21 protein-coding genes are annotated in these 22055 nt (G+C 60.5%); 8 read left to right on the top strand and 13 right to left on the bottom strand.

The annotated features are described in order from the left end of the window. Positions 1 to 118: 118 nt before the first annotated feature. On the bottom strand, positions 119 to 1156 hold the full coding sequence (gene mreB / locus J3P82_RS04765) for a rod shape-determining protein MreB (protein ID WP_002555108.1): 1038 nt from the start codon (positions 1154 to 1156) through the stop codon (positions 119 to 121). A gap of 214 nt (positions 1157 to 1370) precedes the next feature. Between mreB and gatC the strand changes: the two genes are divergently transcribed. From gatC to J3P82_RS04735, 6 genes are all read left to right on the top strand, one after another. Continuing rightward, entirely contained in the window at positions 1371 to 1658 is a 288-nt protein-coding gene (gatC, locus tag J3P82_RS04760; protein WP_434561119.1) for an Asp-tRNA(Asn)/Glu-tRNA(Gln) amidotransferase subunit GatC, read from the top strand. Positions 1659 to 1674: 16 nt separating this feature from the next. Further along, a complete protein-coding gene (gene gatA / locus J3P82_RS04755) occupies positions 1675 to 3126 on the top strand; it encodes an Asp-tRNA(Asn)/Glu-tRNA(Gln) amidotransferase subunit GatA (protein ID WP_434561117.1) in 1452 nt (483 codons plus the stop codon). A gap of 10 nt (positions 3127 to 3136) precedes the next feature. Continuing rightward, positions 3137 to 4582, top strand: coding sequence for an Asp-tRNA(Asn)/Glu-tRNA(Gln) amidotransferase subunit GatB (gene gatB / locus J3P82_RS04750; RefSeq protein ID WP_434561115.1), 1446 nt, complete (start codon positions 3137 to 3139; stop codon positions 4580 to 4582). A gap of 184 nt (positions 4583 to 4766) precedes the next feature. Beyond that, positions 4767 to 5144, top strand: coding sequence for a septal ring lytic transglycosylase RlpA family protein (locus J3P82_RS04745; protein WP_434561113.1), 378 nt, complete (start codon positions 4767 to 4769; stop codon positions 5142 to 5144). A 49-nt stretch (positions 5145 to 5193) separates the two neighbouring features. After that, entirely contained in the window at positions 5194 to 6255 is a 1062-nt protein-coding gene (locus tag J3P82_RS04740) for a calcium/sodium antiporter (RefSeq protein WP_434563692.1), read from the top strand. After that, positions 6252 to 6632 carry a carboxymuconolactone decarboxylase family protein gene (locus tag J3P82_RS04735; RefSeq protein WP_434561111.1) on the top strand — a complete coding sequence of 127 codons (381 nt, stop codon included), beginning with the start codon at positions 6252 to 6254 and terminating at the stop codon, positions 6630 to 6632. Before J3P82_RS04740 ends, J3P82_RS04735 begins: the two co-directional genes overlap by 4 nt. Before the next feature lie 15 nt (positions 6633 to 6647). Here J3P82_RS04735 and J3P82_RS04730 read toward each other — a convergent pair whose 3' ends face one another. The 5 genes from J3P82_RS04730 to kdgD all read right to left on the bottom strand — a co-directional run bounded on the left by J3P82_RS04730 (position 6648) and on the right by kdgD (position 13194). Next, the gene (locus J3P82_RS04730) at positions 6648 to 7589 is read right to left on the bottom strand and encodes an AEC family transporter (RefSeq protein ID WP_434561109.1); all 942 of its coding nucleotides are present in this window, start codon (positions 7587 to 7589) and stop codon (positions 6648 to 6650) included. A gap of 104 nt (positions 7590 to 7693) precedes the next feature. Continuing rightward, the gene (gene garD, locus J3P82_RS04725; RefSeq protein WP_434561107.1) at positions 7694 to 9247 is read right to left on the bottom strand and encodes a galactarate dehydratase; all 1554 of its coding nucleotides are present in this window, start codon (positions 9245 to 9247) and stop codon (positions 7694 to 7696) included. Between the two features lie 12 nt (positions 9248 to 9259). Continuing rightward, entirely contained in the window at positions 9260 to 10624 is a 1365-nt protein-coding gene (locus tag J3P82_RS04720) for an MFS transporter (RefSeq protein ID WP_434561105.1), read from the bottom strand. An 83-nt stretch (positions 10625 to 10707) separates the two neighbouring features. Further along, the gene (locus J3P82_RS04715) at positions 10708 to 12153 is read right to left on the bottom strand and encodes an aldehyde dehydrogenase family protein (protein ID WP_434561103.1); all 1446 of its coding nucleotides are present in this window, start codon (positions 12151 to 12153) and stop codon (positions 10708 to 10710) included. Between the two features lie 129 nt (positions 12154 to 12282). Continuing rightward, positions 12283 to 13194 (bottom strand): 5-dehydro-4-deoxyglucarate dehydratase, encoded by a 912-nt coding sequence (kdgD, locus tag J3P82_RS04710; RefSeq protein WP_434561101.1) that lies wholly within the window; start codon positions 13192 to 13194, stop codon positions 12283 to 12285. A gap of 372 nt (positions 13195 to 13566) precedes the next feature. Between kdgD and J3P82_RS04705 the strand changes: the two genes are divergently transcribed. Continuing rightward, positions 13567 to 13950, top strand: coding sequence for a hypothetical protein (locus J3P82_RS04705; RefSeq protein ID WP_186613369.1), 384 nt, complete (start codon positions 13567 to 13569; stop codon positions 13948 to 13950). A 191-nt stretch (positions 13951 to 14141) separates the two neighbouring features. Here J3P82_RS04705 and J3P82_RS04700 read toward each other — a convergent pair whose 3' ends face one another. From J3P82_RS04700 to J3P82_RS04685, 4 genes are all read right to left on the bottom strand, one after another. After that, a complete protein-coding gene (locus J3P82_RS04700) occupies positions 14142 to 14888 on the bottom strand; it encodes a FadR/GntR family transcriptional regulator (protein ID WP_186613367.1) in 747 nt (248 codons plus the stop codon). A gap of 253 nt (positions 14889 to 15141) precedes the next feature. Next, positions 15142 to 16869 (bottom strand): ABC transporter ATP-binding protein/permease, encoded by a 1728-nt coding sequence (locus J3P82_RS04695; RefSeq protein ID WP_434561099.1) that lies wholly within the window; start codon positions 16867 to 16869, stop codon positions 15142 to 15144. A gap of 92 nt (positions 16870 to 16961) precedes the next feature. Further along, positions 16962 to 17522, bottom strand: coding sequence for a response regulator transcription factor (locus tag J3P82_RS04690; RefSeq protein WP_003177957.1), 561 nt, complete (start codon positions 17520 to 17522; stop codon positions 16962 to 16964). After that, on the bottom strand, positions 17515 to 18777 hold the full coding sequence (locus J3P82_RS04685; protein ID WP_434561097.1) for an ATP-binding protein: 1263 nt from the start codon (positions 18775 to 18777) through the stop codon (positions 17515 to 17517). The genes J3P82_RS04690 and J3P82_RS04685 overlap by 8 nt, the downstream gene beginning before the upstream one ends. 223 nt (positions 18778 to 19000) lie before the next feature. Between J3P82_RS04685 and J3P82_RS04680 the strand changes: the two genes are divergently transcribed. Next, positions 19001 to 19717, top strand: coding sequence for an SIMPL domain-containing protein (locus J3P82_RS04680; protein ID WP_434561095.1), 717 nt, complete (start codon positions 19001 to 19003; stop codon positions 19715 to 19717). Positions 19718 to 19905: 188 nt separating this feature from the next. Here J3P82_RS04680 and J3P82_RS04675 read toward each other — a convergent pair whose 3' ends face one another. The 3 genes from J3P82_RS04675 to imm45 form a co-directional block, all read right to left on the bottom strand. Continuing rightward, complete coding sequence (locus J3P82_RS04675; RefSeq protein ID WP_434561093.1) at positions 19906 to 20289, bottom strand: DUF6124 family protein; 384 nt, start codon at positions 20287 to 20289, stop codon at positions 19906 to 19908. A gap of 545 nt (positions 20290 to 20834) precedes the next feature. After that, complete coding sequence (locus J3P82_RS04670) at positions 20835 to 21389, bottom strand: hypothetical protein (RefSeq protein WP_434561091.1); 555 nt, start codon at positions 21387 to 21389, stop codon at positions 20835 to 20837. 282 nt (positions 21390 to 21671) lie between these two features. After that, complete coding sequence (gene imm45 / locus J3P82_RS04665; RefSeq protein WP_434561089.1) at positions 21672 to 22010, bottom strand: Imm45 family immunity protein; 339 nt, start codon at positions 22008 to 22010, stop codon at positions 21672 to 21674. Positions 22011 to 22055 lie beyond the last annotated feature (45 nt).

The raw sequence follows: 22055 nt of genomic DNA, 5'->3' as shown, positions 1-22055 counted from the left end.
TTTTCTTTATTCATACGGCATCAAACCGGCCTGGATACGAATGACAGAAGATAAACGCCAACGGGCAGCACTGCAAAGTGCTGCCCGGGCGCAAACAACATAGACCACTCAGCCAGACTTATTCGCTGGAGAGCAGGTCCATGGTGTGCTTGTCCATCATTTCCAGCGCACGGCCACCGCCGCGGGCAACGCACGTGAGCGGGTCTTCGGCAACGATCACCGGCAACCCGGTTTCCTGGGCCAGCAACTTGTCGAGATCACGCAACAGCGCGCCACCACCGGTCAGCACCAGGCCACGCTCGGCAATGTCCGACGCCAGTTCTGGCGGCGACTGCTCCAAGGCACTCTTGACTGCCTGGACGATGGTCGCCAGTGACTCTTGCAGCGCCTCGAGCACTTCGTTGGAATTGAGGGTGAATGCCCGTGGAACGCCTTCGGCCAGGTTGCGACCGCGTACGTCGACTTCACGCACTTCACCGCCCGGGTAGGCCGTGCCGATTTCCTGCTTGATACGCTCGGCGGTGGATTCGCCGATCAGGCTGCCGTAGTTGCGGCGTACGTAGGTGATGATCGCTTCGTCGAAACGGTCGCCGCCCACACGCACGGATTCGGCGTAGACCACACCGTTGAGGGAGATCAAGGCGATTTCAGTGGTACCACCACCGATGTCGACGACCATCGAGCCGCGCGCTTCTTCCACCGGCAGGCCGGCACCGATGGCCGCGGCCATGGGTTCTTCGATCAGGAACACTTCGCGGGCACCGGCGCCGAGGGCCGACTCACGGATGGCACGCCGCTCCACCTGGGTGGATTTGCACGGCACGCAGATCAGCACGCGAGGGCTGGGCTGCAGGAAACTGTTTTCGTGAACCTTGTTGATGAAGTACTGCAGCATCTTTTCGCAGACGCTGAAGTCGGCGATCACGCCGTCCTTCATGGGGCGAATGGCTGCAATGTTGCCCGGTGTACGGCCCAGCATGCGCTTGGCTTCCGTACCGACAGCTACGACACTCTTCTGGTTACCGTGGGTGCGGATGGCCACGACCGAGGGTTCATTCAGGACGATACCGCGCTCGCGCACGTAAATAAGGGTGTTGGCAGTGCCCAGGTCGATGGAAAGATCGCTGGAAAACATGCCACGCAGTTTCTTGAACATGGGAAAGGGACCCTAGGCAACGCGTGGGTAAAAAAGTGCGGCAAACTCTAACAACGACAGGGATTTTGGGCAAGGCGCCAATATGTTAAATTGGCCGCTTTTCTGTGCACCAAACCCCACAATCGCGGGTATAGACCCGTAGAAATGCGGTAGTGTTCCGACAATCTAACACACGGACAGACTGCGTCCGTTTTGTTTTCCACTGGAGAATCCCATGGCGCTTGAACGCTCCGACGTGGAAAAAATCGCTCATCTGGCCTGCTTGGGCCTCAATGAAGCCGATCTTCCACACATTACTGCTGCCCTGAACAGCATTCTAGGGCTGGTCGACGAGATGCAAGCGGTCGATACCAACGGTATCGAGCCGCTGGCCCACCCACTGGAAGCCAGCCAGCGCCTGCGCGCCGACGTCGTCACCGAGTCGAATAATCGCGAGGCCTACCAGTCCATCGCACCTGCGGTCGAAAACGGCCTGTACCTGGTTCCGAAAGTCATCGACTAAAGGGAAAGAGCCTCTCATGCATCACATGACCCTGGCCGAGATCGCCCGCGGACTCGCCGATAAAAAGTTTTCTTCCGAAGAGCTGACCAAGACCCTGCTGGCGCGCATCGCCCAGCTCGACCCGCAGCTCAACAGCTTCATCAGCCTCACCGAAGAACTGGCCCTGAGCCAGGCCAAGGCCGCCGACGCTCGTCGCGCCAACGGTGAGAGCGGCGCCCTGCTCGGTGCGCCGATTGCCCACAAAGACCTGTTCTGCACCCAGGGCATCCGCACCAGTTGCGGCTCGAAGATGCTCGACAACTTCAAGGCGCCATACGACGCCACCGTCGTCGCCAAGCTGGCCGCGGCCGGCACCGTGACCCTGGGCAAAACCAACATGGACGAATTCGCCATGGGTTCCGCCAACGAGTCGAGCTACTACGGCGCGGTGAAAAACCCGTGGAACCTGGAACATGTCCCGGGCGGTTCGTCCGGCGGTTCCGCCGCCGCTGTGGCCGCGCGCTTGTTGCCCGCTGCCACCGCCACCGACACCGGCGGTTCGATCCGCCAGCCGGCGGCCTTCACCAACCTCACCGGGCTCAAGCCGACCTACGGTCGCGTCTCGCGCTGGGGCATGATCGCCTACGCTTCCAGCCTCGACCAGGGCGGCCCGCTGGCGCGCACCGCCGAAGACTGCGCGATCCTGCTGCAAGGCATGGCCGGCTTCGACCCGAACGATTCCACCAGCATCGATGAGCCGGTGCCGGACTACAGCGCCGCCCTCAATGGCTCGCTGCAAGGCCTGCGCATCGGCGTACCGAAGGAATACTTCGGGGCCGGCCTAGACCCACGCATAGCCGGGCTGATCCAAGACAGCATCAAGGCGCTGGAAAAGCTCGGCGCCGTGATCAAGGAAATCAGCCTGCCGAACATGCAGCACGCCATCCCGGCGTACTACGTGATCGCCCCGGCGGAAGCGTCCTCGAACCTCTCGCGCTTCGACGGCGTACGCTTCGGTCATCGCTGCGAGAATCCGCAAAACCTGATCGATCTTTACAAGCGCTCCCGTGGCGAAGGCTTCGGCGCCGAAGTGCAACGCCGGATCATGGTCGGCGCCTACGCGCTGTCCGCTGGCTACTACGATGCCTACTACCTCAAGGCGCAAAAAATCCGCCGCCTGGTAAAAAACGACTTCATGGCCGCCTTCAACGAGGTCGACATCATCCTCGGCCCAACCACGCCGAACCCGGCCTGGAAACTCGGCGCCAAGAACAGCGACCCGGTCGCTGCCTACCTGGAAGACGTCTACACCATCACCGCCAACCTCGCAGGCTTGCCAGGCTTGTCCATGCCGGCCGGCTTCGTCGATGGCCTGCCGGTGGGCGTGCAGCTGCTCGCGCCGTATTTCCAGGAAGGCCGCCTGCTCAACGTGGCGCACCAGTACCAGCTCAATACCGACTGGCACACCCGCACCCCCACCGGCTTCTGAGGAGAAACACATGCAATGGGAAGTCGTGATCGGGCTGGAGATTCACACGCAGCTCACCACCCGATCGAAAATCTTTTCCGGTAGTTCGACCACGTTCGGTTCCGAGCCCAACACCCAGGCCAGCCTGGTCGACCTGGGCATGCCCGGCGTATTGCCAGTGCTCAACGCCGAAGCGGTGCGCATGGCGGTGATGTTCGGCCTGGCGATTGACGCCGAGATCGGCCAGCACAACGTGTTCGCCCGCAAGAACTACTTCTACCCGGACCTGCCCAAGGGCTACCAGATCAGCCAGATGGAATTGCCGATCGTCGGCAAGGGCCACCTGGACATCGCCCTCGAAGACGGCACCGTCAAGCGCGTCGGCATCACCCGCGCGCACTTGGAAGAAGACGCCGGCAAGAGCCTGCATGAAGAATTCAACGGCGCCACCGGCATCGACCTGAACCGTGCCGGCACGCCGCTGCTGGAAATCGTCTCCGAGCCGGACATGCGCAGCGCCAAGGAAGCCGTGGCCTACGTCAAGGCGATCCACGCGCTGGTGCGCTACCTGGGCATCTGCGACGGCAACATGGCCGAAGGCTCGCTGCGCTGCGACTGCAACGTGTCGATCCGGCCCAAGGGCCAGGTCGAGTTCGGCACCCGCTGCGAGATCAAGAACGTCAACTCGTTCCGCTTCATCGAGAAGGCGATCAACAGCGAGATCCAGCGCCAGATCGAACTGATCGAGGACGGCGGCAAGGTCATCCAGCAGACTCGCCTGTACGACCCGAACAAGGACGAAACCCGTCCGATGCGCAGCAAGGAAGAAGCCAACGACTACCGTTACTTCCCGGACCCGGACCTGCTGCCGGTGGTCATCGAGAACTCGTTCCTCGACGAGGTACGCGCCACCCTGCCGGAACTGCCGCCGCAGAAACGCGAGCGCTTCCAGGCGCAATTCGGCCTGTCGAGCTATGACGCCAACGTCCTGGCCACCAGCCGCGAACAAGCCGATTACTTCGAAAAAGTCGTGAGCATCGGCGGCGACGCCAAGCTGGCGGCCAACTGGGTGATGGTCGAGTTGGGCAGCTTGTTGAACAAGCAGGGCCTGGAAATCGATGAGTCGCCGGTCTCGGCCGAGCAACTGGGCGGCATGCTGCTGCGGATCAAGGACAACACCATTTCCGGCAAGATCGCCAAGATGGTGTTCGAAGCCATGGCCAATGGTGAAGGCAGCGCTGACGAGATCATCGAGAAGCGCGGCTTGAAGCAGGTCACCGACAGCGGCGCGATTTCCGCCGTGCTCGATGAAATGCTCGCGGCCAACGCCGAGCAGGTCGAGCAATACCGTGCGGCGGACGAAGCCAAGCGCGGCAAGATGTTCGGCTTCTTCGTCGGCCAGGCCATGAAAGCCTCCAAGGGCAAGGCCAACCCGCAACAGGTCAACGAACTGCTCAAAAGCAAGCTCGAAGGCTGATGGCCATGGAGCCAGTCTTGCTGTCTGGCTCGGTCCCCCGTGGCGAGGGAGCTTGCTCCCGTCGGGCTGCGCAGCAGCCCCCTTTTTCTGGCAGCAGATTGTTGGGGGCCGCTTTGCGGCCCAGCGGGAGCAAGCTCCCTCGCCACGATGACCACTACAACCACACTGATGTGGAATCCCTTACATGAAGCGTCTCCTCGGCGCCTGCGCCCTGCTGTCCCTGCTGGCCGGTTGCGCCAGCCAGAGTGGCACCGTCGATCCACACGGCTACGACCAGACCGGCGTCGCCTCTTATTACGGTGCCAGGCACCATGGCAAGCGCACCGCCAGCGGCGAGCGTTTCAACCAGAATGGCCTGACTGCCGCCCATCGCCAGTTGCCATTCGGCACCCGGGTGAAAATCACCAACCTGAAAAACAACGACAGCGTCGTGGTCCGTATCAACGACCGCGGCCCGTATTCACGCGGCCGCCTGATCGATATATCGCGCGCCGCTGCCGAACAATTGGGCATGCTGCGCAGCGGTACCGCGCGCGTGCGCGTGCAAGCCCTCGACGATTGATAGACGGAGCCCGGCCATTTCCCTACTCACCGCCCTACCGCTGCTCAGCCTGATCGAACTGTTCGGCGCCCTGCTGTTGCTGATCGGCGGCGCCGAACTGCTGGTACGTGCCGCCGTCGGCTTGGCGGCGCGCTTGCAGGTTCGGCCGTTGATCATCGGCTTGAGCGTCGTCGCTTTCGGCAGCAGCGCGCCACAGATGGCCGTCAGCCTGCAGGCGACCCTGGCTCAGAACGCTGACATCGCCGTGGGCAGCGTGATCGGCAGCAGCATCTTCAACATCCTTGTGACCCTCGGCCTGTCGGCACTGATCATTCCGCTGCGCGTCTCGCGTCAATTGGTGCGGTTGGACATTCCGCTGATGATCGGTGCGAGCCTGCTGGTCTTCGTGCTGGCCTGGAACGAGGAACTGACCCGACTGGACGGCGTACTGCTGCTGATAGCCCTGGCGGTGTACCTGGGCCTCTTGCTGCGTCAGTCACGGCATTCGGGGCGACCGCACCCGGTGGGGGGCGACGTTGCCCAAATGTCCTGGATCAAGAGTGTGCTGATGATCGTGTCGGGCCTGGCGATGCTGGTGTTCGCCGGGCATCTGCTGTTGGGCGCCGCGGTCGAAGTGGCGACGGACCTGGGACTGTCGGAGCGCATCATTGGCCTGACCATCGTGGCCGTCAGCACCTCGCTGCCGGAACTCGCGACTTCGCTGATCGCGGCACTGCGTGGCCAACGGGACATTGCGGTGGGCAACGTGATCGGCAGCAACCTGTTCAACCTGCTGGGGGTCCTGGGGGTGACCGCCCTCGCCGCGCCCTCGCCACTGTCGGTGTCGCCGAACGCGCTGGATTTCGACCTGCCAGTGATGCTCGGCGTGGCGGTGCTGTGCCTGCCGGTGTTCTATTCCGGTTATCGCGTCACCCGCGCCGAAGGCCTGCTGTTCCTGGGTTTGTACCTGGCCTACGGGCTGCACGTGGTGTCATTCACCACCGGCATGCCCTTGGCCGGCCAACTGGAACGGCTGATGCTGTTCTACGTGCTGCCGGCCCTGCTCGCGTTTCTGCTGTTCACCTCCCTGCGCGCCTGGCGCCGCCAACATCACAAGAGGGATTTGCCATGACCGACATTCCAAAGACCGGCCTGGACATGCGTCGCCAAGTCATGGGCGACGCCTTCGTCGACCGGGCCCTGGGCAACGCCACCGAATTCACCCAGCCATTGCAGGACTTTGTCAACGAACATGCCTGGGGCAGCGTCTGGAGTCGAGAAGGCCTGCCACTGAAAACCCGCAGCCTGATCACTCTCGCCGCGCTCACCGCGCTCAAATGCCCGCAGGAACTCAAGGGCCACGTGCGTGGCGCGCTGAACAATGGCTGCACGGTGGAAGAGATTCGCGAGGCGTTGCTGCATTGCGCGGTGTACGCAGGCGTACCGGCGGCGATCGATGCGTTCCGGGCCGCGCAGGAAGTGATCGATAGCTATCAGAACGCTGAGTGACCGCTTGAATGAAGGCTAGATCCACCCACCCCACTGCAGCACAAAAATCCCCACATTGGTGGTAATCGCCGCCATCAGCGTAGTGATGACGATGATCGCCGCTGCCAGCTCATGGTTGCCATTCGCCGCCCGGGCCATGACGAAGCTGGCGGCGGCGGTGGGGCTGCCGAAGTACAGGAACAGAATCCCCAGTTCCGCCCCGCGAAAGCCCCAGAGCCAGGCGCCCAGCGTGGCCACCAGCGGCAGGCCAACCATTTTCACCAGGCTCGAACTCAGGGCCATCTTGCCGCTCTTGCGCAGGGCCGCCAGCGACAGCGTGCCACCGATGCAGATCAGCGCCAGGGGCAAGGTCATTTGCGACAGGTACTTGGCCGAGGTCTCGAACCAGTTCGGCAGACCGATCTGCCAATAGGCGAACGGCGCGGCGACGATCACGCTGATGATCAGCGGGTTGCTGACCACACTTTTGCAAATGCTCCACGGGTCGGACTTGATCACCGGGCTGTAGACCGCCAGCACGATGGTCGACAGCGTGTTGTAGAACAGAATCACCAACGCTGCGAGGATCGCGCCCAGGGAAATCCCGTAGTCACCGTACATGCTCGCCGCCAGCGCCAGGCCGATCACCCCGTTGTTGCCGCGAAACGCGCCCTGGGTATAGATCCCGCGATCCTCCCGCGGGCAGCGCCAGATCGCCCAGCCCCAGGCCATCGCAAAACTCGCCAGGGTGGCGATCGAAAAATAAATCAGCAGGTCCGGCTGCAACGCCGCGTGCAGGTCGGCATGCAGGATTCCAAGAAACAGCAACGCCGGCATGGTGACGTTGAACACCAGGGACGAGGCAATGTGGATGAAGTTGTCGTTGATCCAGTAGATGCGCTTGAGCAACGTCCCCAGAAACAGCATGGCAAACACCGGCGCGGTGATGTTCAGGGTTTCGAGGAAAATTGCCAGCATGCCGGGGACCTTGAGAGGGGTGTCGTTAGGTGGCTAATGATAAGCCACTTTCCCACTGATCGTTCCCACGCTTTTGCGTGAGAACGATCCACGACAACGCTATATCAGGTAATCGGCGCGGGGTTGAACAACGTGATGTCGTTGTACAACTTGTGCCGCTCGGCCCAGGTTTGCTTCTTGCCGCTGGCCACGTCCAGGTAATAGTGGAACAGCTCCCAGCCCAACTCCTCGATGGTCGCGCGCCCGGTGGCTATACGGCCGGCATCGATGTCGATCAGGTCTGGCCAGCGTTGGGCCAGTTCGGTACGGGTCGAGACCTTTACCACGGGTGCCATCGCCAGGCCATACGGCGTTCCGCGACCGGTGGTGAACACATGCAGGTTCATCCCCGCCGCCAGTTGCAGCGTACCGCAGACGAAATCGCTGGCCGGCGTGGCGCAGAAGATCAGGCCCTTTTGCTTGAACCGCTCGCCCGGGCCGAGCACGCCGTTGATCGCGCTGCTGCCGGACTTGACGATCGAGCCCAGGGATTTCTCGACGATGTTCGACAACCCACCCTTCTTGTTGCCCGGCGTGGTGTTGGCGCTGCGATCGGCCTCGCCCTTGGCCAGGTAGCGGTCGTACCAGTCCATCTCGCGCACCAGCTCCTCGGCGACTTCGCGGGTTTGTGCCCGGGACGTCAGCAGGTAGATCGCATCGCGCACTTCAGTCACTTCGGAGAACATCACCGTTGCACCGGCCCGCAGCAACAGGTCCGAGGCATAGCCCAGGGCCGGGTTGGCGGTGATGCCGGAAAACGCATCGCTGCCGCCACACTGCATGCCCAGGATCAGCTCCGAGGCCGGCACGGTTTCGCGACGGCGCTGGTCGAGCTTCTTCAGGCGGGTCTCGGCCAGCTCCATGATCTGCTCGATCATCTCGGTGAAGCCGTGACTGGAATCTTGCAAGCGATACAGCCATGGCTCGCTGAGGTCCACCGAGCTGTCGCCCTCATGCATCACCTGCCCGGCCTGCAATTTCTCGCAGCCCAGGCTGATCACCAGCGCTTCGCCACCCAGGTTCGGGTTGCGCGCCAGGTTACGTACCGTGCGGATCGGGATGTACGCGTCGGTGGCGGTAATCGCCACGCCGCAGCCGTAGCTGTGGGTCAGCGCCACCACGTCATCGACGTTCGGGTACTTGGGCAGCAATTCGTCCTTGATGCGCTTGACCGCATGGTCCAGCACGCCGGTCACGCACTGCACCGTGGTAGTGATACCGAGGATGTTGCGTGTGCCGACGGTACCGTCGGCGTTGCGGTAGCCCTCGAACGTGTAGCCCTCCAGCGGCGCATCGGCCGCCGGCACGTCGGTTGACAGCGGCAAGCTGTCCAGCGGTGGCGCAGTGGGCATGCGCAGCTGGTCTTCCTTGACCCAGCTGCCACGGGGGATCGGTTGCAGCGCATAGCCAATGACCTGGCCGTAGCGAATCACCTCGCCGCCTTCGGGAATGTCCTCCAGGGTGACTTTGTGGCTTTGTGGCACGAAGTCGACGGTGACCAGGCCGTCCGGGAATTCAGTCCCGGCCGGTACGCCTTGGTCGTTGACGACGATCACCACGTTGTCCCGCCCATGCAGGCGGATGTAACGGGGCGAATCGGCATGTTCAATCAGATTCATCGACGCCGCTCCTCAGGATTTGGCTTCAGACAGACTGGAAAGGTCGGCATCTCTGGCCGTCGGTTCCTTGAGCACCACACGCTTGATCGGGCCCACGATGACCAGGTAGCTGAACACCGCCATCAGCGCGTTGCAACCGACAAACACCAACGCCCATTTGAACGAGCCAGTGGAACTGATGATGTAGCCGATGACGATTGGCGTGGTAATCGACGCCAGGTTGCCAAAGGTGTTGAACAGGCCACCGCTCAAACCGGCGATCTGTTTTGGCGACGTATCGGAGACCACGGCCCAGCCCAGTGCGCCGACGCCTTTACCGAAGAAGGCCAGGGCCATGAAGCCCACCACCATCCATTCGATGTCCACGTAATTGCACGCCACGATGCTGCTGGACACCAGCAGGCCGGCGATGATTGGCGCCTTGCGAGCGAAGGTCAGCGAATGGCCCTTGCGCAGCAGGTAATCGGAAATCACCCCACCGAGCACGCCGCCGATGAATCCACAGATCGCCGGCAAGGACGCGATGAAACCAGCCTTGAGGATGGTCATGCCGCGTTCCTGCACCAGATACACCGGGAACCAGGTCAGGAAGAAGTAGGTGATGCCGTTGATGCAATATTGGCCCAGGTAAACGCCGAGCATCATGCGGTTGGTCAGCAGTTGGCGGATGTAATCCCACTTCGGACCGTCGGTTTTCTTGTCCTTGCCCTTGTCCTGGTCCATATCGACCATCGCGCCGTTGGCGGCGATGTGATTGAACTCGGCTTCGTTGATCATAGGGTGCTGGCGTGGGCTGTAGATCACTTTCAACCAGATCAGCGAGAACACGATACCGATCACGCCCATCACGATGAACACGTGCTGCCAGCCGAAGCGATAGACGATCCAGCCCATCAGCGGTGCGAACAACACGGTGGCGAAATACTGCGCCGAGTTGAAAATCGCCGAGGCGGTGCCGCGTTCCGCGGTAGGAAACCACGCGGCGACGATCCGTGCGTTGCCCGGGAAGGACGGCGCCTCGGCCAACCCCACCAGGAAGCGCAGCATGAACAGCGCAACCACGGCCGTGGACATGCCGAATTCACCGACATAGCCTTGCAGCACGGTGAACAGCGACCAGGTGAAAATGCTCAAGGCATAGATTTTTTTCGAGCCGAAACGGTCGAGCAGCCAGCCGCCAGGAATCTGCCCGGCCACGTAGGCCCAGCCGAAAGCGGAGAAGATATAACCGAGGGTGACGGCATCGATGCCGAGGTCTTTTTGCAGGCTGGAGCCTGCGATGGCGATAGTCGCGCGGTCGGCATAGTTGATCGTCGTCACCAAAAACAGCATGAGCAGGATCAAATAGCGGACGCGGGTCGGCTTGGTTTCTTGCATGTAATCTACTTCCACTATTTATTCTTATACGGGAAATCAACTTGTGCGGTCGGCGCCGTTGCCCGGCACCGACGTTGTTGCGTTTACGATCCGATGTAGGAGGTCTTCACCACGGTGTAGAACTCTTGCGCATAACGACCTTGCTCACGCGAACCGTAGGACGAACCTTTGCGCCCACCGAACGGCACGTGATAATCCACGCCGGCGGTTGGCAGGTTGACCATCACCATGCCCGCCTGGGAGTGGCGCTTGAAGTGGTTGGCGTACTTCAACGAGGTGGTAGCAATACCAGCCGACAGACCGAACTCGGTGTCGTTGGCCATCGCCAGCGCCGCCTCGTAGTCCGCCACGCGTACGACGTTAGCCACCGGGCCGAAAATTTCTTCGCGGCTGATGCGCATCGAAGCTTCGCTGTCGGCAAACAGCGTCGGCGCCAGGAAGTAACCCTCGGTGTCGCACGTCACCAAACCACCACCACTCACCAGCCGCGCACCTTCGCTTTGGCCGATGTCGATGTACTTCAAGTCCTGGTTCAGTTGGGCTTCGGAAACCACCGGCCCGATATCGGTACCGGCTTTCAACGCATGGCCAACCTTGATCGATTGCATGCGCTCAGCCATGGCCGCGACGAACTTGTCGTGGATGCCGGCGGTGACGATCAGGCGGCTCGATGCCGTGCAACGCTGGCCGGTGGAGTAGAACGCGCTCTGCACCGCCAATTCGACGGCTTGCTTGAGGTCAGCATCGTCGAGAATGATCTGCGGGTTCTTGCCGCCCATTTCCAACTGGACCTTGGCTTGGCGCGACACGCAATTGACCGCGATCTGCCGGCCTACGCCCACGGAGCCGGTGAAACTGATGCCGTCGACTTTCGGGCTGTTGACCAGCACGTCGCCGACCACTCGGCCGCTGCCCATCACCAGGTTGAACACACCGGCAGGGAAACCGGCACGGGAGATGATTTCGGCCAACGCCCAGGCGCACCCCGGCACCAGCTCGGCGGGCTTGATCACCACGCAGTTGCCGTAGGCCAGGGCTGGGGCGATTTTCCACGCCGGGATGGCAATCGGGAAGTTCCACGGGGTGATCAGGCCGATCACACCCAGGGCCTCGCGAGTGACTTCGACGTTGACGCCCGGGCGAACTGACGGCACGTAGTCGCCGGACAGGCGCAGGCATTCACCGGCGAAGAACTTGAAGATGTTGCCGGCGCGGGTCACTTCGCCGATGGCTTCGGGCAGGGTCTTGCCCTCTTCCCGGGCCAGCAGTTGGCCGAGTTCTTCACGGCGGGCGAGGATTTCGCTGCCGACTTTGTCCAACGCATCGTGACGCGCCTGGATGCCTGAGGTCGACCAGGCCGGGAACGCGGCGCGAGCGGCGTCGATGGCGGCGTTGACTTGGGCTGCGTCAGCCTTGGCGTATTCACCGATGACATCGGACAAGTCAGACGGGTTGATATTGGCGCAATAGTCAGCACCGGCCACCCACTGACCGTCGATGTAGTGATCGAAACGCTTTGAATCTGCCACGGAGCTACTCCTTCTACAAAAGCTGTCGAGGAACGCAAGGCGTCCCTGGCTGCATCCCCACGCAGCGCGTGGAAACGATCAAGCCATACGCAAAAAGCCGCTGATTTCTCAGCGGCCTTGTCGGGTCTGTTACTGCTTGCCTTGCTTGTCGATCAGCGCGGCCAGGGCTTCGTATTCTTCTGGCAGCAGATCGGTCAGCGGCGTGCGCACAGGACCGGCGTCATAGCCCACGATTTTCGCGCCGGCCTTGACGATGCTCACTGCGTAACCGGCCTTGCGGTTGCGGATGTCCAGGTAAGGCAGGAAGAAGTCGTCGATGATCTTGCCGACGGTCTCGTGATCTTCGCGGGCAATGGCGTGGTAGAAATCCATCGCGGTTTTCGGGATGAAGTTGAACACCGCCGAGGAGTAGACCGGCACGCCCAGGGCCTTGTAGGCCGCGGCGTAGACTTCAGCGGTCGGCAGGCCGCCCAGGTAGCTGAAGCGATCGCCGAGACGACGACGGATCGACACCATCAGTTCGATATCGCCCAGGCCGTCCTTGTAGCCGATCAGGTTCGGGCAACGCTCGGCCAGTTGTTCCAAATGGGTGGCGTTCAGGCGGCAGACGTTGCGGTTGTACACCACGACGCCGATCTTCACCGATTTGCACACGGCTTCAACGTGGGCGGCAACGCCGTCCTGGCTGGCTTCGGTCAGGTAGTGCGGCAGCAGCAACAGGCCCTTGGCGCCCAGGCGCTCGGCTTCTTGAGCGTATTCGATGGCCTGGCGGGTGGCACCGCCGACGCCGGCAAGGATTGGCACGCTGGTGGCGCAGGTATCGACGGCGGTCTTGATGACTTGGGAATACTCGCTGGCGGCCAGGGAGAAGAATTCACCGGTGCCGCCCGCTGCGAACAATGCAGAGGCGCCATACGGGGCCAGCCACTCGAGGCGCTTGATGTAGCTGTCGCGATTGAAATCGCCATTGGCAGTGAAATCGGTGACCGGGAACGACAGCAGGCCAGACGAGAGGATGGACTTCAGTTCTTGTGGATTCATTATTCGAACACCCTGGACGCAAATGTTGTGTTGTAAGAAACGGTTCAGCTTCGTTGAGAAGTTGTAAGTCATCGTACAACTTAAAATACGGACGTCAACTGCATTTCGTCTTTTGTCGGGTGCCGGGGTTGGGGTGTTTGGCGCGGAGCCTTGTAGATTGGGGCTTTGGAGGGAATAGGAAGACAGATGAAACTTGTCGGCCGAGCGTCAGGACCGCTCGTCGCCACTGTCAACTCTGCCAGTAGGCGCCGTTGCGGCATGGGGGGATAACCCACGTACGGCCGTGCCATGCCTGGCCGAAGTTCGTTTCTCAATTTTTTTAGCGAGCCGCCCGTACGCGACGATCAGGGCTGCCTCACAGGGAGTGACATCATGGAAACATATGTGGAGCCAACCGTTCAGAACCACCCAAAAGACACATCCACAGGGACAGTCAAAATCAGCCTGTCAGCGCTGCAAGAAAGTGGACTCACCGTTGTGATTGCGGGAAAGCAAACAGTACCTCTATACGACGATGCCTTTTTGATACTGGGTCCCAACGGGGAAAAACCTGAGTGGACGGGGGTACGTGGATCATTGGTAGACATGAAGGACCCTGAAAATCCCCAGCAAAAAACCGAGAACACATTGATGACTTTGCCCAAGGAGGCCTTGAAAAAGTACGTAGGCAAAGAGGTCCAACTACGCTATCAGACATATGGTGAGTCCGAGGAATACAGGTACTCCAAGCCGCTAACGCTGAAGATCCAGCCGTAAGCTCTTGTCTGCATATCTGCACGTCAGATCGGTACAAGGATCCGAAGTCAAACAAAGCGCCTTTGTGGCGAGGGAGCTTGCTCCCGCTCGGTTGCGCAGCAACCGCCATCAATCTGGGGCCGCTTCGCAGCCCAGCGGGAGCAAGCTCCCTCGCCACAACAGCATTCTCGCTACCCCGGCAGTGAGCGCTTTCAGCCCTGCGCCTGCGCCTCTTCATGAGCCTGGCGCAGCCGTTCGCGACTGTTGGTCAGGTGCAAGCGCATGGCCGCACGGGCCGCGTCGGAGTCCTGGCGGGCGATGGCTTCGTAGATTTCCTCGTGCTCGCGGCTCAGGCGATCCATGTAGTGCTGGTGGTCGTCGTGGGCCAGGCGCGCCGAGTTCAGCCGGGTGCGCGGGATAATGCTGGTGCCCAGGTGGGTCATGATGTCGGTGAAGTAGCGGTTGCCGGTCGACAGCGCAATTTCCAAATGGAAGGCAAAGTCCGAAGCCACGGCATCACTGGCGTGGGCCGCGCTTTCGTTCAAGGCGTCGAGGGCGGCGCGCATCGCGGCAAGTTGCTCGTCGCTGCGGCGCTGGGCCGCCAGCCCGGCAGATTCCACTTCCAGGCTGATGCGCAATTCCAGGATCGCCAGCACATCGCGCAACGTGACCACCGTCGCCGGGTCGATGCGAAAGCCGCTTGGGCTCGGCGTGTCCAGCACGAAGGTGCCAATGCCGTGGCGGGTTTCCACCTGGCCGGCCGCCTGCAAGCGCGAAATCGCCTCCCGCACCACCGTGCGGCTGACGCCATGAGCCTCCATGATCGCCGACTCGGTGGGCAATTTGTCGCCACGCTTGAGCAGGCCGTCACGAATCTGCTCGGACAGCACCGTCACCAGCTCCTGCGCCAGGCTGCGGCGCTTACGAGGAAGACGTGGGACGTCGATCGGGTTTTCCATGGTTTCTGTGTCTCGGCAAGCGGCTGAATGGCACCATCATAGCGCAACGTGGTTGTACGATCACCGTGCTCCTAGGAGGCCTTGTCAAAGATTAGCGTCATGCACCGTTGTGGCGAGGGGATTTATCCCCGCTGGGCTGCGTAGCAGCCCCCTTGGTCTATCGGCAGATTCGATATCGTGACCTTTGATTTGAAAGGGGCGCTTCGCGCCCAGCGGGGATAAATCCCCTCGCCACAACAATGTTCGACTGTTATCAGGCGATGACGGCTTGCTCCACCAGTTGGCCATTTTCAATACGCACATGTCGTGCATGGAAACGTTTCAGACTGCTTCGGTGGCCGACGCTGATGATACTCAAGCCCGGCAACTGGTCGATCAACGCCTGGTACAGCGTCGCCTCGTCCTCTTCATCCATCGCCGACGTCGCTTCGTCCATGTACAACCAGAGCGGTGCATAAAGCAAGGCGCGGGCGAAAGCCAGGCGTTGTTGCTCGCCGGGCGAGAGCATGCGTTGCCAATGGTTGCTTTCGTCCAACCGCGAAACCAGGTGCGGCAGGCGGCAGGTTTCGAGCACCTGTGCATAACGTTCGTTGGGGTAGAGGTCGCCAGCCTGTGGATAACTCAACACTTCGCGCAGGCTGCCAATCGGCAGGTAAGGCTTCTGCGGCAAGAACAGATAACGCGCCGCAGGCAACAGAATGCTGCCATGCCCGGCAGGCCACAAATGCCCCATCGCCCGCAGCAAGGTGGACTTGCCACTGCCGGAACGTCCGCTGAGCATCACTCGCTCGCCCGGCTCTACATTCAGTTCGGCGTGGGTCAGCAGATGGCGACCGTCGGCCAGGTCCAGCCCAAGGTCGCGTACTTTCAATTCGTTGCCCTGGTTCTGCACATCGATCGCCGGTACGCGGTCTTCGTTGTCGCTCATCGCCTGGCGGAAACTCAGCAGACGGTCACAGGTGGCACGCCAGGCGGCGAGAGAGGCGTAAGCGTCGATGAACCAACTGAAGTTCTCCTGCACATTGCCGAACGCCGAGTTGATCTGCATAAGCTCGCCCAGCTGGATCTTGCCGGCGAAATAACGCGGCGAGGCGACCATGAACGGGAAGATGATCGCGATCTGCCCATAGCCGGAGGTGAAGAACGTCAGGCGCTTGGACACCCGCATGATGTCCCAGAAGTTATGCCAGACCAGACCAAAACGCTCGCTCAGGCGCCGATTCTCGTTCGGTTCGCCGTTGTACAACGCAATACTCTCGGCGTTCTCCCGCACCCGAACCATGGAGAAACGCAGGTCGGCTTCGAAGCGCTGCTGGTTGTTGTTCAGGCCGATCAAGCGACGGCCGATCAGATGCGTCAGCCAACTGCCCACCGCCGCATACACCAGCGCACACCAGAACATATAGCCGGGGATGGTGTAGCCGAACACCTCGATGCTTCCGGACACGCCCCACAAAATGATCGAGAACGACACCAGGCTGACCACGGTGCGCAGCAATCCCAGCCCCAGGCTCAGCGTGCTGCTGGTGAAAGTGTTGAGGTCTTCGGAAATCCGCTGGTCAGGGTTATCGGTGTAGCCGCCCTGCTCCAGTTGGTAGTAATTTTTATCACCGAGCCAACGGGCAAAATGTTGCTCGGTGAGCCAGGCCCGCCAGCGAATGGTGAGCATCTGCGTCAGGTACAAGCGATACACCGCGCCAAGGATGGCCACCGCCGCGATGCCGCAGAAATACAGGATCAACCGCCAGAATGCCTCAGTGTCCTTCTCTTGCAAGGCATTGTAGAAATCCCTGTACCAACTGTTGACCCACACCGAAATCGCCACGCTGAACAGCGACAGCACAATCACAGCGATCAACAGCGTCCAGGCCTTGCCCTTCTCCTCACTGCGCCAGTATGGCGTGGTCATCTGCCAGACACGGCGGAAAAACTGGCCGCGCACCGCGTCATTGACCGCGGAATATTCAGCGTTCTGATTCATGGTTTAAGGCTCGATAAAGGGAAAACTCGGGCCGATCATAAAGCAACGACCCGATGTGTCGCGAGGGTGGACAGCATTCGTTCAGCGCAGGTTCAGCGACGTACCGGGCGCTTCTGCAATTTGCGCTGCAAGGTGCGCCGGTGCATGCCCAATGCGCGGGCGGTGGCAGAGATATTGCCTTCGTGCTCGGTCAGCACCCGTTGGATGTGCTCCCATTGCAGGCGATCCACCGACATGGGGTTTTCCGGCACCAGGGTGTCAAGGTCGGCGTGCTCGGACAACAACGCGGCCAGCACGTCGTCGGCGTCCGCCGGTTTGCACAGGTAATTGCAGGCACCGCGCTTGATGGCCTCGACCGCAGTAGCGATGCTCGAATAACCGGTGAGGATCACCACGCGCATTTCCGGGTCCAGCTCCAGCAGCTTGGGCAGCAGCACCAGGCCGGAATCGCCGTCCATTTTCAGATCGAGGGCGGCGTAGTCCGGCAGATCAGCCTGGGCGATGGTGAGGCCCTCTTCGGCGGAACCTGCAGTACTCACGCGAAAGCCGCGTCGAGACATGGCGCGAGCCATGACGCGGGTAAACGTGGCGTCGTCATCCACCAGCAGCAGGTGCGGCAGTTCTTCGCCGTCGACTTGGATCTCGTCACTCATATTCGTCTCCTCGGTCGGCATGAGGCAGGCGCAGCTCGGTGAGCGTGCCGCCTTCCTCATGGGGGTAGAGTTTTACCGAGCCGCCGGCGCGTGTCACGCTGGCCTTGCTCAAGAACAGGCCCAGGCCGAAACCCTTGCCCTTGGTAGTGAAAAACGGTTTGCCGATCTGCTCGGCAATCGCCAGCGGCACACCGGCGCCATGGTCGCGGATGCAGATCGTCAGTTCATAATCGTTCCAGTCCAGCGCCACTTCCAGATTGTCGGGACAGGCATCGGCGGCATTGTTCAGCAGGTTCAACAGCGCCTGGGTCAGGTCCGGCGGCGGCGCCATGCGCGGCACCACGCCCTTGCCCAGGCACTGGAAGCGATAACTGGCTTCGGGGCGCATCAGGTGCCAGCGGTTCAACGCATCGTCGAGCCAGAAGGTGACCGCTTGCATGTCGATGTCCAGCCGGCGGTTGGCCTCGGCGGCACGCACCAAGTATTGCAAGGTCTCCTTGCAGAGTTTGACCTGGTCCTGCAGCACGCTGAGGTCTTCCTGCAACGCTGGGTCGTGATGATCCTGGCGCATTTCCTTGAGCAGCACGCTCATGGTCGCCAGCGGCGTACCCAACTCATGGGCGGCACCGGCGGCCTGGGTCGCCACGGCCAGCAATTGTTCGTCCCGCAGGCCTTCTTCGCGACGAATCGCCCGCAACTCTTCCTGACGGCGCAGCTCTTCAGCCATGCGCGCGGCAAAAAACGTGATGACCGCTGCGGCCAAGGCGAAACTCAGCCACATGCCGTAGATCTGCAGGTTTTCCCGGGCGATGGGGAAGGTTTCCAGCGGATAGAACCGCGCCAGCAGCAAGGTGTACAGCGCCAGGGCGATACCGGAGAGAATCAGCGAAAAGCGCCACGGCAACGTCACGGCGGCGATGGTCAGCGGCACAAGGTAATAAGAGACGAAGGGGTTGGTGGAGCCGCCGGAGAAATACAACAGCGCACTGTGGATAAACAGGTCGCAGGCCAGTTGCACGGCGTATTCAAGCTCAGTCACCGGCCACGAGGTACGCAGGCGAATCGCCGTCAGAGCACACAGTACGCTTGAGCAAGCCAGGGTGATCGCCAGTTGCAGCCACGGCAGCGGCAGCAGGTCGAACCAATAGGCGAGCCCAACGGACCCGGCCTGGGCCGCGAGGACCAGAATGCGGATAAATGTCAGGCGCCAGAGGTTCTGGCGCGAAGCGGAAGTCATTTGTAAAGGGGCGAGCATGAGCTCTCCTGATGAGCGCTCCAGGCGGATCGCACGGAGTATAACCAAGGCGCGGCGGGCAGAGGCAGATATGCGGCAAAGAGCCACAGGAGCAGCTGCAAGCTGCAAGCTGCAAGCTGCAAGCTGCAAGCTGCAAGCTGCAAGCTAGAGGCTACAGTTACAAGCTTTTACTTGCAGCTTGAAGCTTGTCGCTAGAAGCTGCACTTTTTCCCAAGGAGCTTTCATGCACACGTTCAGTCGCCCCGCCGCCCTGCTCGCCTTAAGCCTCGGCACCGTCGCCAGCTTGCCGGCCCTGGCCGCCGATGAGCTGCACTACAACCAGATCTCCCTGCGCGCCGAGGCCAGCCAGGAAGTGGCCCGCGACCTGATGATCGTCACCCTCTACACCGAGGAACAGAACACCGACCCGGCCAAACTTGCCGCCGCCGTCAGCACCACGCTGAACAAAGCCATCGGCCAGGCCAAGCAAGTCAAGGACATCAACCTGCGCCAGGGCAGCCGCAACAGCTACCCGGTCTACGACAACAAAGGCGGGAAAATCACCGGCTGGCGCGAACGCGCCGAGCTGCGCCTGGAAAGCGCCGACTTCGCCGCCCTGTCCAAACTCACCGGTGAATTGCTGGGCGACCTGAAAATGGCCGGCATGGACTTCGCCATCGCCACAGCCACCCGCCAAAGCAGCGAAGACGCCCTTCTCAAAGACGCCGTCAACGCCTTCAAGGCCCGCGCCCAACTCGCCACCGAAGCCCTCGGTGGCAAGGGCTACAAGATCGTCAACCTGAACTTCAACACCAACGGCTATCCACAACCGTACATGCGCCCGCAAATGATGATGAAAGCGGCGTCCATGGATGCTGAGTCGGTGACGCCGGAAGTTGAAGCAGGCACCAGCAAAGTGACGATGACCGCGGATGGGGTGGTTGAGGTGTTGATGCAATAAAGTTGGCGGGGTTTCAGCCAGTTCGCTACTGGCTGAAACCCCTGGCCTCTGTGGCGAGGGAGCTTGCTCCCGCTGGGCTGCGCAGCAGACCCAAGCCTGACACCTCGGCGTGTTAGATGGATGCAGTCGCTGCTGCTGTTGGGGCCGCTTCGCGCCCCAGCGGGAGCAAGCTCCCTCGCCACGGGGGATCACGGTGCTGGGCTGGCCTGCGCTTCAAGCTGATCCAACGCCTTGTCCACCAACAGCTGGCACAACTCCACCAACTGATGAATCCCCAACGCCACACTGCGACGCGTGCCCTCCACTTCGAAAGCGAGGTCCTCGGCCATGGCTTTGATCGAGGCCAGGGTTTCGGAGGTGCTGGTCAGCAACGTGTCGGCGTCGGCCTTGGCGGTGACGGAAAACAGGCTGTCGATGCGCGGATCGGTGCTGGGCTCTGGAGGCTTTGGGTTCAGGTAATGATTGAGGGCGCGCTCGGCGGCGGCGCGATCTTTTAGCAGGTCTTCGATGGCGTCGAATTCTGCTAGAGGGTTTGTTAGGTTGAAGGGTGGGTCGGGGACTGACTTATCCATTGATTTGTACCTATTTAGTGATGAGGACCATCACTTGCCGTTTCTCACTCGGCAAAGTGGTGGCAGCTGTGTGCAGGGGTGAGAAATCCGAGAATAGGTACCCGGCCAGACCGAAGCCTGCCCGCACACAGCCGCCATATGCATCTACAGGCAGCGGATAAGCTGACGGCAATTATGCAGGTACAGAGGCTGGATGCCTATTATTCGGGTTTCTCACGCCCGGCCGCTGAATGGCAGCGGCAAGCAAAAGGTTAGAGACCGCACTTCCGAGGTACAACCCTAAAAACATGTCGGATCTTTCGTTTCCCAAGCCCGAATGTTCCTACTCTTGTGAAGGACGCCTGCCACCTAACGGCCCGCCACATTCCCGTGGCGAGGGAGCTTGCTCCCGCTGGGCTGCGCAGCAGACCCAAGCCTGACGACTCGGTGAGTCAGGTTGCACACATAAAGTCTCTCTTTTCCTATGCGGGCTGCAGCGCATAACAGACCCAAAACTTCGGCAGATTTGCGAGGGTTTGATTAGGTCTGTTCCCGCTTACCACTTTTTACTTTGGAACAATGATCGGGATGATCATCGGTGAAGGCGGCGCGGGCGGGTTAATCATTCCTTCGCTTTTCACCACCGGCACACCCTTGCGTTTAATTGCCTCAAACAGTTCCTTGGTAGCTGCCGAGTCGATATAGCCTCCCTCATCTATAGACGCGCTCAACGCCAATTGACGCCGTTCTTCCGTCATCTGGAGCTGACTGGTCCGAAAAATCGTATGCAGAGCAATGTTTTTAAGCGCCGATATATCCACATGAGCGATCTCGACGTATTTCAATGCCTTGGCGTCCCAACCCTGAACGTACAGATCATTGGCGGTTAACGCGTAGGTGCAGAAATAGTAGGTGCCGGTATTCGAACCCGGGGTAGATACGATCAGAGAGCAACGGCCATGTTGCAAAACAGGGCTGCTCAGTCCTGGGTAGTCCTTGACAAGTTGTGCAGGAAACTGTGTCCGGTCGTAGTAGATGGTAGCCTTGTCGTAGGGGGTAGTGTTGCAGGCTGACAAGAGCAATGTCATGGATAGTAGGAGGGACGTGCCGAAATAGTGCATTGAATAATCCTTAAAAACCAAAAAAACTAATAGAGCTCTTCTTGGAGCAGGTTTTCCACCTAAGAGAGCAAGGCCAAACTTTTTCATTTTTTACAGATACATCAGCTAGTTAGCCGTTAAGTAAGTGCCATTCGGGACAGACCACGTTTTTACATCACAGAAAATGTGGTCTGTCCCCTTACCCCTCTCTTGTACCCCTCAGAAACAGTAGGTACCGGTGTTCGAGTCGGGGTTTAGATAATCAAGGAACATCGACCTTCCCACCCCAACAATCAAAACCAATTAACGCTCTGTCAAATCAGATGGGACCTCCGCCCGATCGAACAAGTAAACATTTTCAACAGGGCAGTCGGGGTATACCCATTTAGCCCAGTTTTTTACTAACCACTCCCTTGAAAGCCCGTGTGTTTGAGGCAAGCAACTATCAACCGGCAGACACACCACTAAAAGCCCCGACTTATTACCTGAGGCAACGGCAATAGAATGCCCATATTGTTCATCGGGAATATCAAGAACCATAAAATCTACAATTTCTTCATACGGCCAACGGGCAGGGAGTCGGAATATCTGCCCTCGGCTTATCGCAGGAGACAAACTATCGACCAATTTAATGCCGTTCATTACTTCCCCCCCAAATCATGCTCTCTAGACTTCCACCTTGAGTCA

The organism is Pseudomonas sp. Z4-20 (assembly GCF_051131955.1).
In the GTDB taxonomy this organism is placed as follows: domain Bacteria; phylum Pseudomonadota; class Gammaproteobacteria; order Pseudomonadales; family Pseudomonadaceae; genus Aquipseudomonas; species Aquipseudomonas marvdashtae.
Note: the sequence above shows the minus strand (reverse complement) of the source record. Positions and strands in the feature narration are given on the sequence as shown.

Excerpts from the sequence above, each read along its gene's own strand:
- mreB (WP_002555108.1), bottom strand. The coding sequence starts at position 1,156 with ATGTTCAAGAAACTGCGTGGCATGTTTTCCAGCGATCTTTCCATCGAC.
- gatC (WP_434561119.1), top strand. The coding sequence starts at position 1,371 with ATGGCGCTTGAACGCTCCGACGTGGAAAAAATCGCTCATCTGGCCTGC.
- gatA (WP_434561117.1), top strand. The coding sequence starts at position 1,675 with ATGCATCACATGACCCTGGCCGAGATCGCCCGCGGACTCGCCGATAAA.
- gatB (WP_434561115.1), top strand. The coding sequence starts at position 3,137 with ATGCAATGGGAAGTCGTGATCGGGCTGGAGATTCACACGCAGCTCACC.
- J3P82_RS04745 (WP_434561113.1), top strand. The coding sequence starts at position 4,767 with ATGAAGCGTCTCCTCGGCGCCTGCGCCCTGCTGTCCCTGCTGGCCGGT.
- J3P82_RS04735 (WP_434561111.1), top strand. The coding sequence starts at position 6,252 with ATGACCGACATTCCAAAGACCGGCCTGGACATGCGTCGCCAAGTCATG.
- J3P82_RS04730 (WP_434561109.1), bottom strand. The coding sequence starts at position 7,589 with ATGCTGGCAATTTTCCTCGAAACCCTGAACATCACCGCGCCGGTGTTT.
- garD (WP_434561107.1), bottom strand. The coding sequence starts at position 9,247 with ATGAATCTGATTGAACATGCCGATTCGCCCCGTTACATCCGCCTGCAT.
- J3P82_RS04720 (WP_434561105.1), bottom strand. The coding sequence starts at position 10,624 with ATGCAAGAAACCAAGCCGACCCGCGTCCGCTATTTGATCCTGCTCATG.
- kdgD (WP_434561101.1), bottom strand. The coding sequence starts at position 13,194 with ATGAATCCACAAGAACTGAAGTCCATCCTCTCGTCTGGCCTGCTGTCG.
- J3P82_RS04705 (WP_186613369.1), top strand. The coding sequence starts at position 13,567 with ATGGAAACATATGTGGAGCCAACCGTTCAGAACCACCCAAAAGACACA.
- J3P82_RS04700 (WP_186613367.1), bottom strand. The coding sequence starts at position 14,888 with ATGGAAAACCCGATCGACGTCCCACGTCTTCCTCGTAAGCGCCGCAGC.
- J3P82_RS04695 (WP_434561099.1), bottom strand. The coding sequence starts at position 16,869 with ATGAATCAGAACGCTGAATATTCCGCGGTCAATGACGCGGTGCGCGGC.
- J3P82_RS04690 (WP_003177957.1), bottom strand. The coding sequence starts at position 17,522 with ATGAGTGACGAGATCCAAGTCGACGGCGAAGAACTGCCGCACCTGCTG.
- J3P82_RS04685 (WP_434561097.1), bottom strand. The coding sequence starts at position 18,777 with ATGCTCGCCCCTTTACAAATGACTTCCGCTTCGCGCCAGAACCTCTGG.
- J3P82_RS04680 (WP_434561095.1), top strand. The coding sequence starts at position 19,001 with ATGCACACGTTCAGTCGCCCCGCCGCCCTGCTCGCCTTAAGCCTCGGC.
- J3P82_RS04675 (WP_434561093.1), bottom strand. The coding sequence starts at position 20,289 with ATGGATAAGTCAGTCCCCGACCCACCCTTCAACCTAACAAACCCTCTA.
- J3P82_RS04670 (WP_434561091.1), bottom strand. The coding sequence starts at position 21,389 with ATGCACTATTTCGGCACGTCCCTCCTACTATCCATGACATTGCTCTTG.
- imm45 (WP_434561089.1), bottom strand. The coding sequence starts at position 22,010 with ATGAACGGCATTAAATTGGTCGATAGTTTGTCTCCTGCGATAAGCCGA.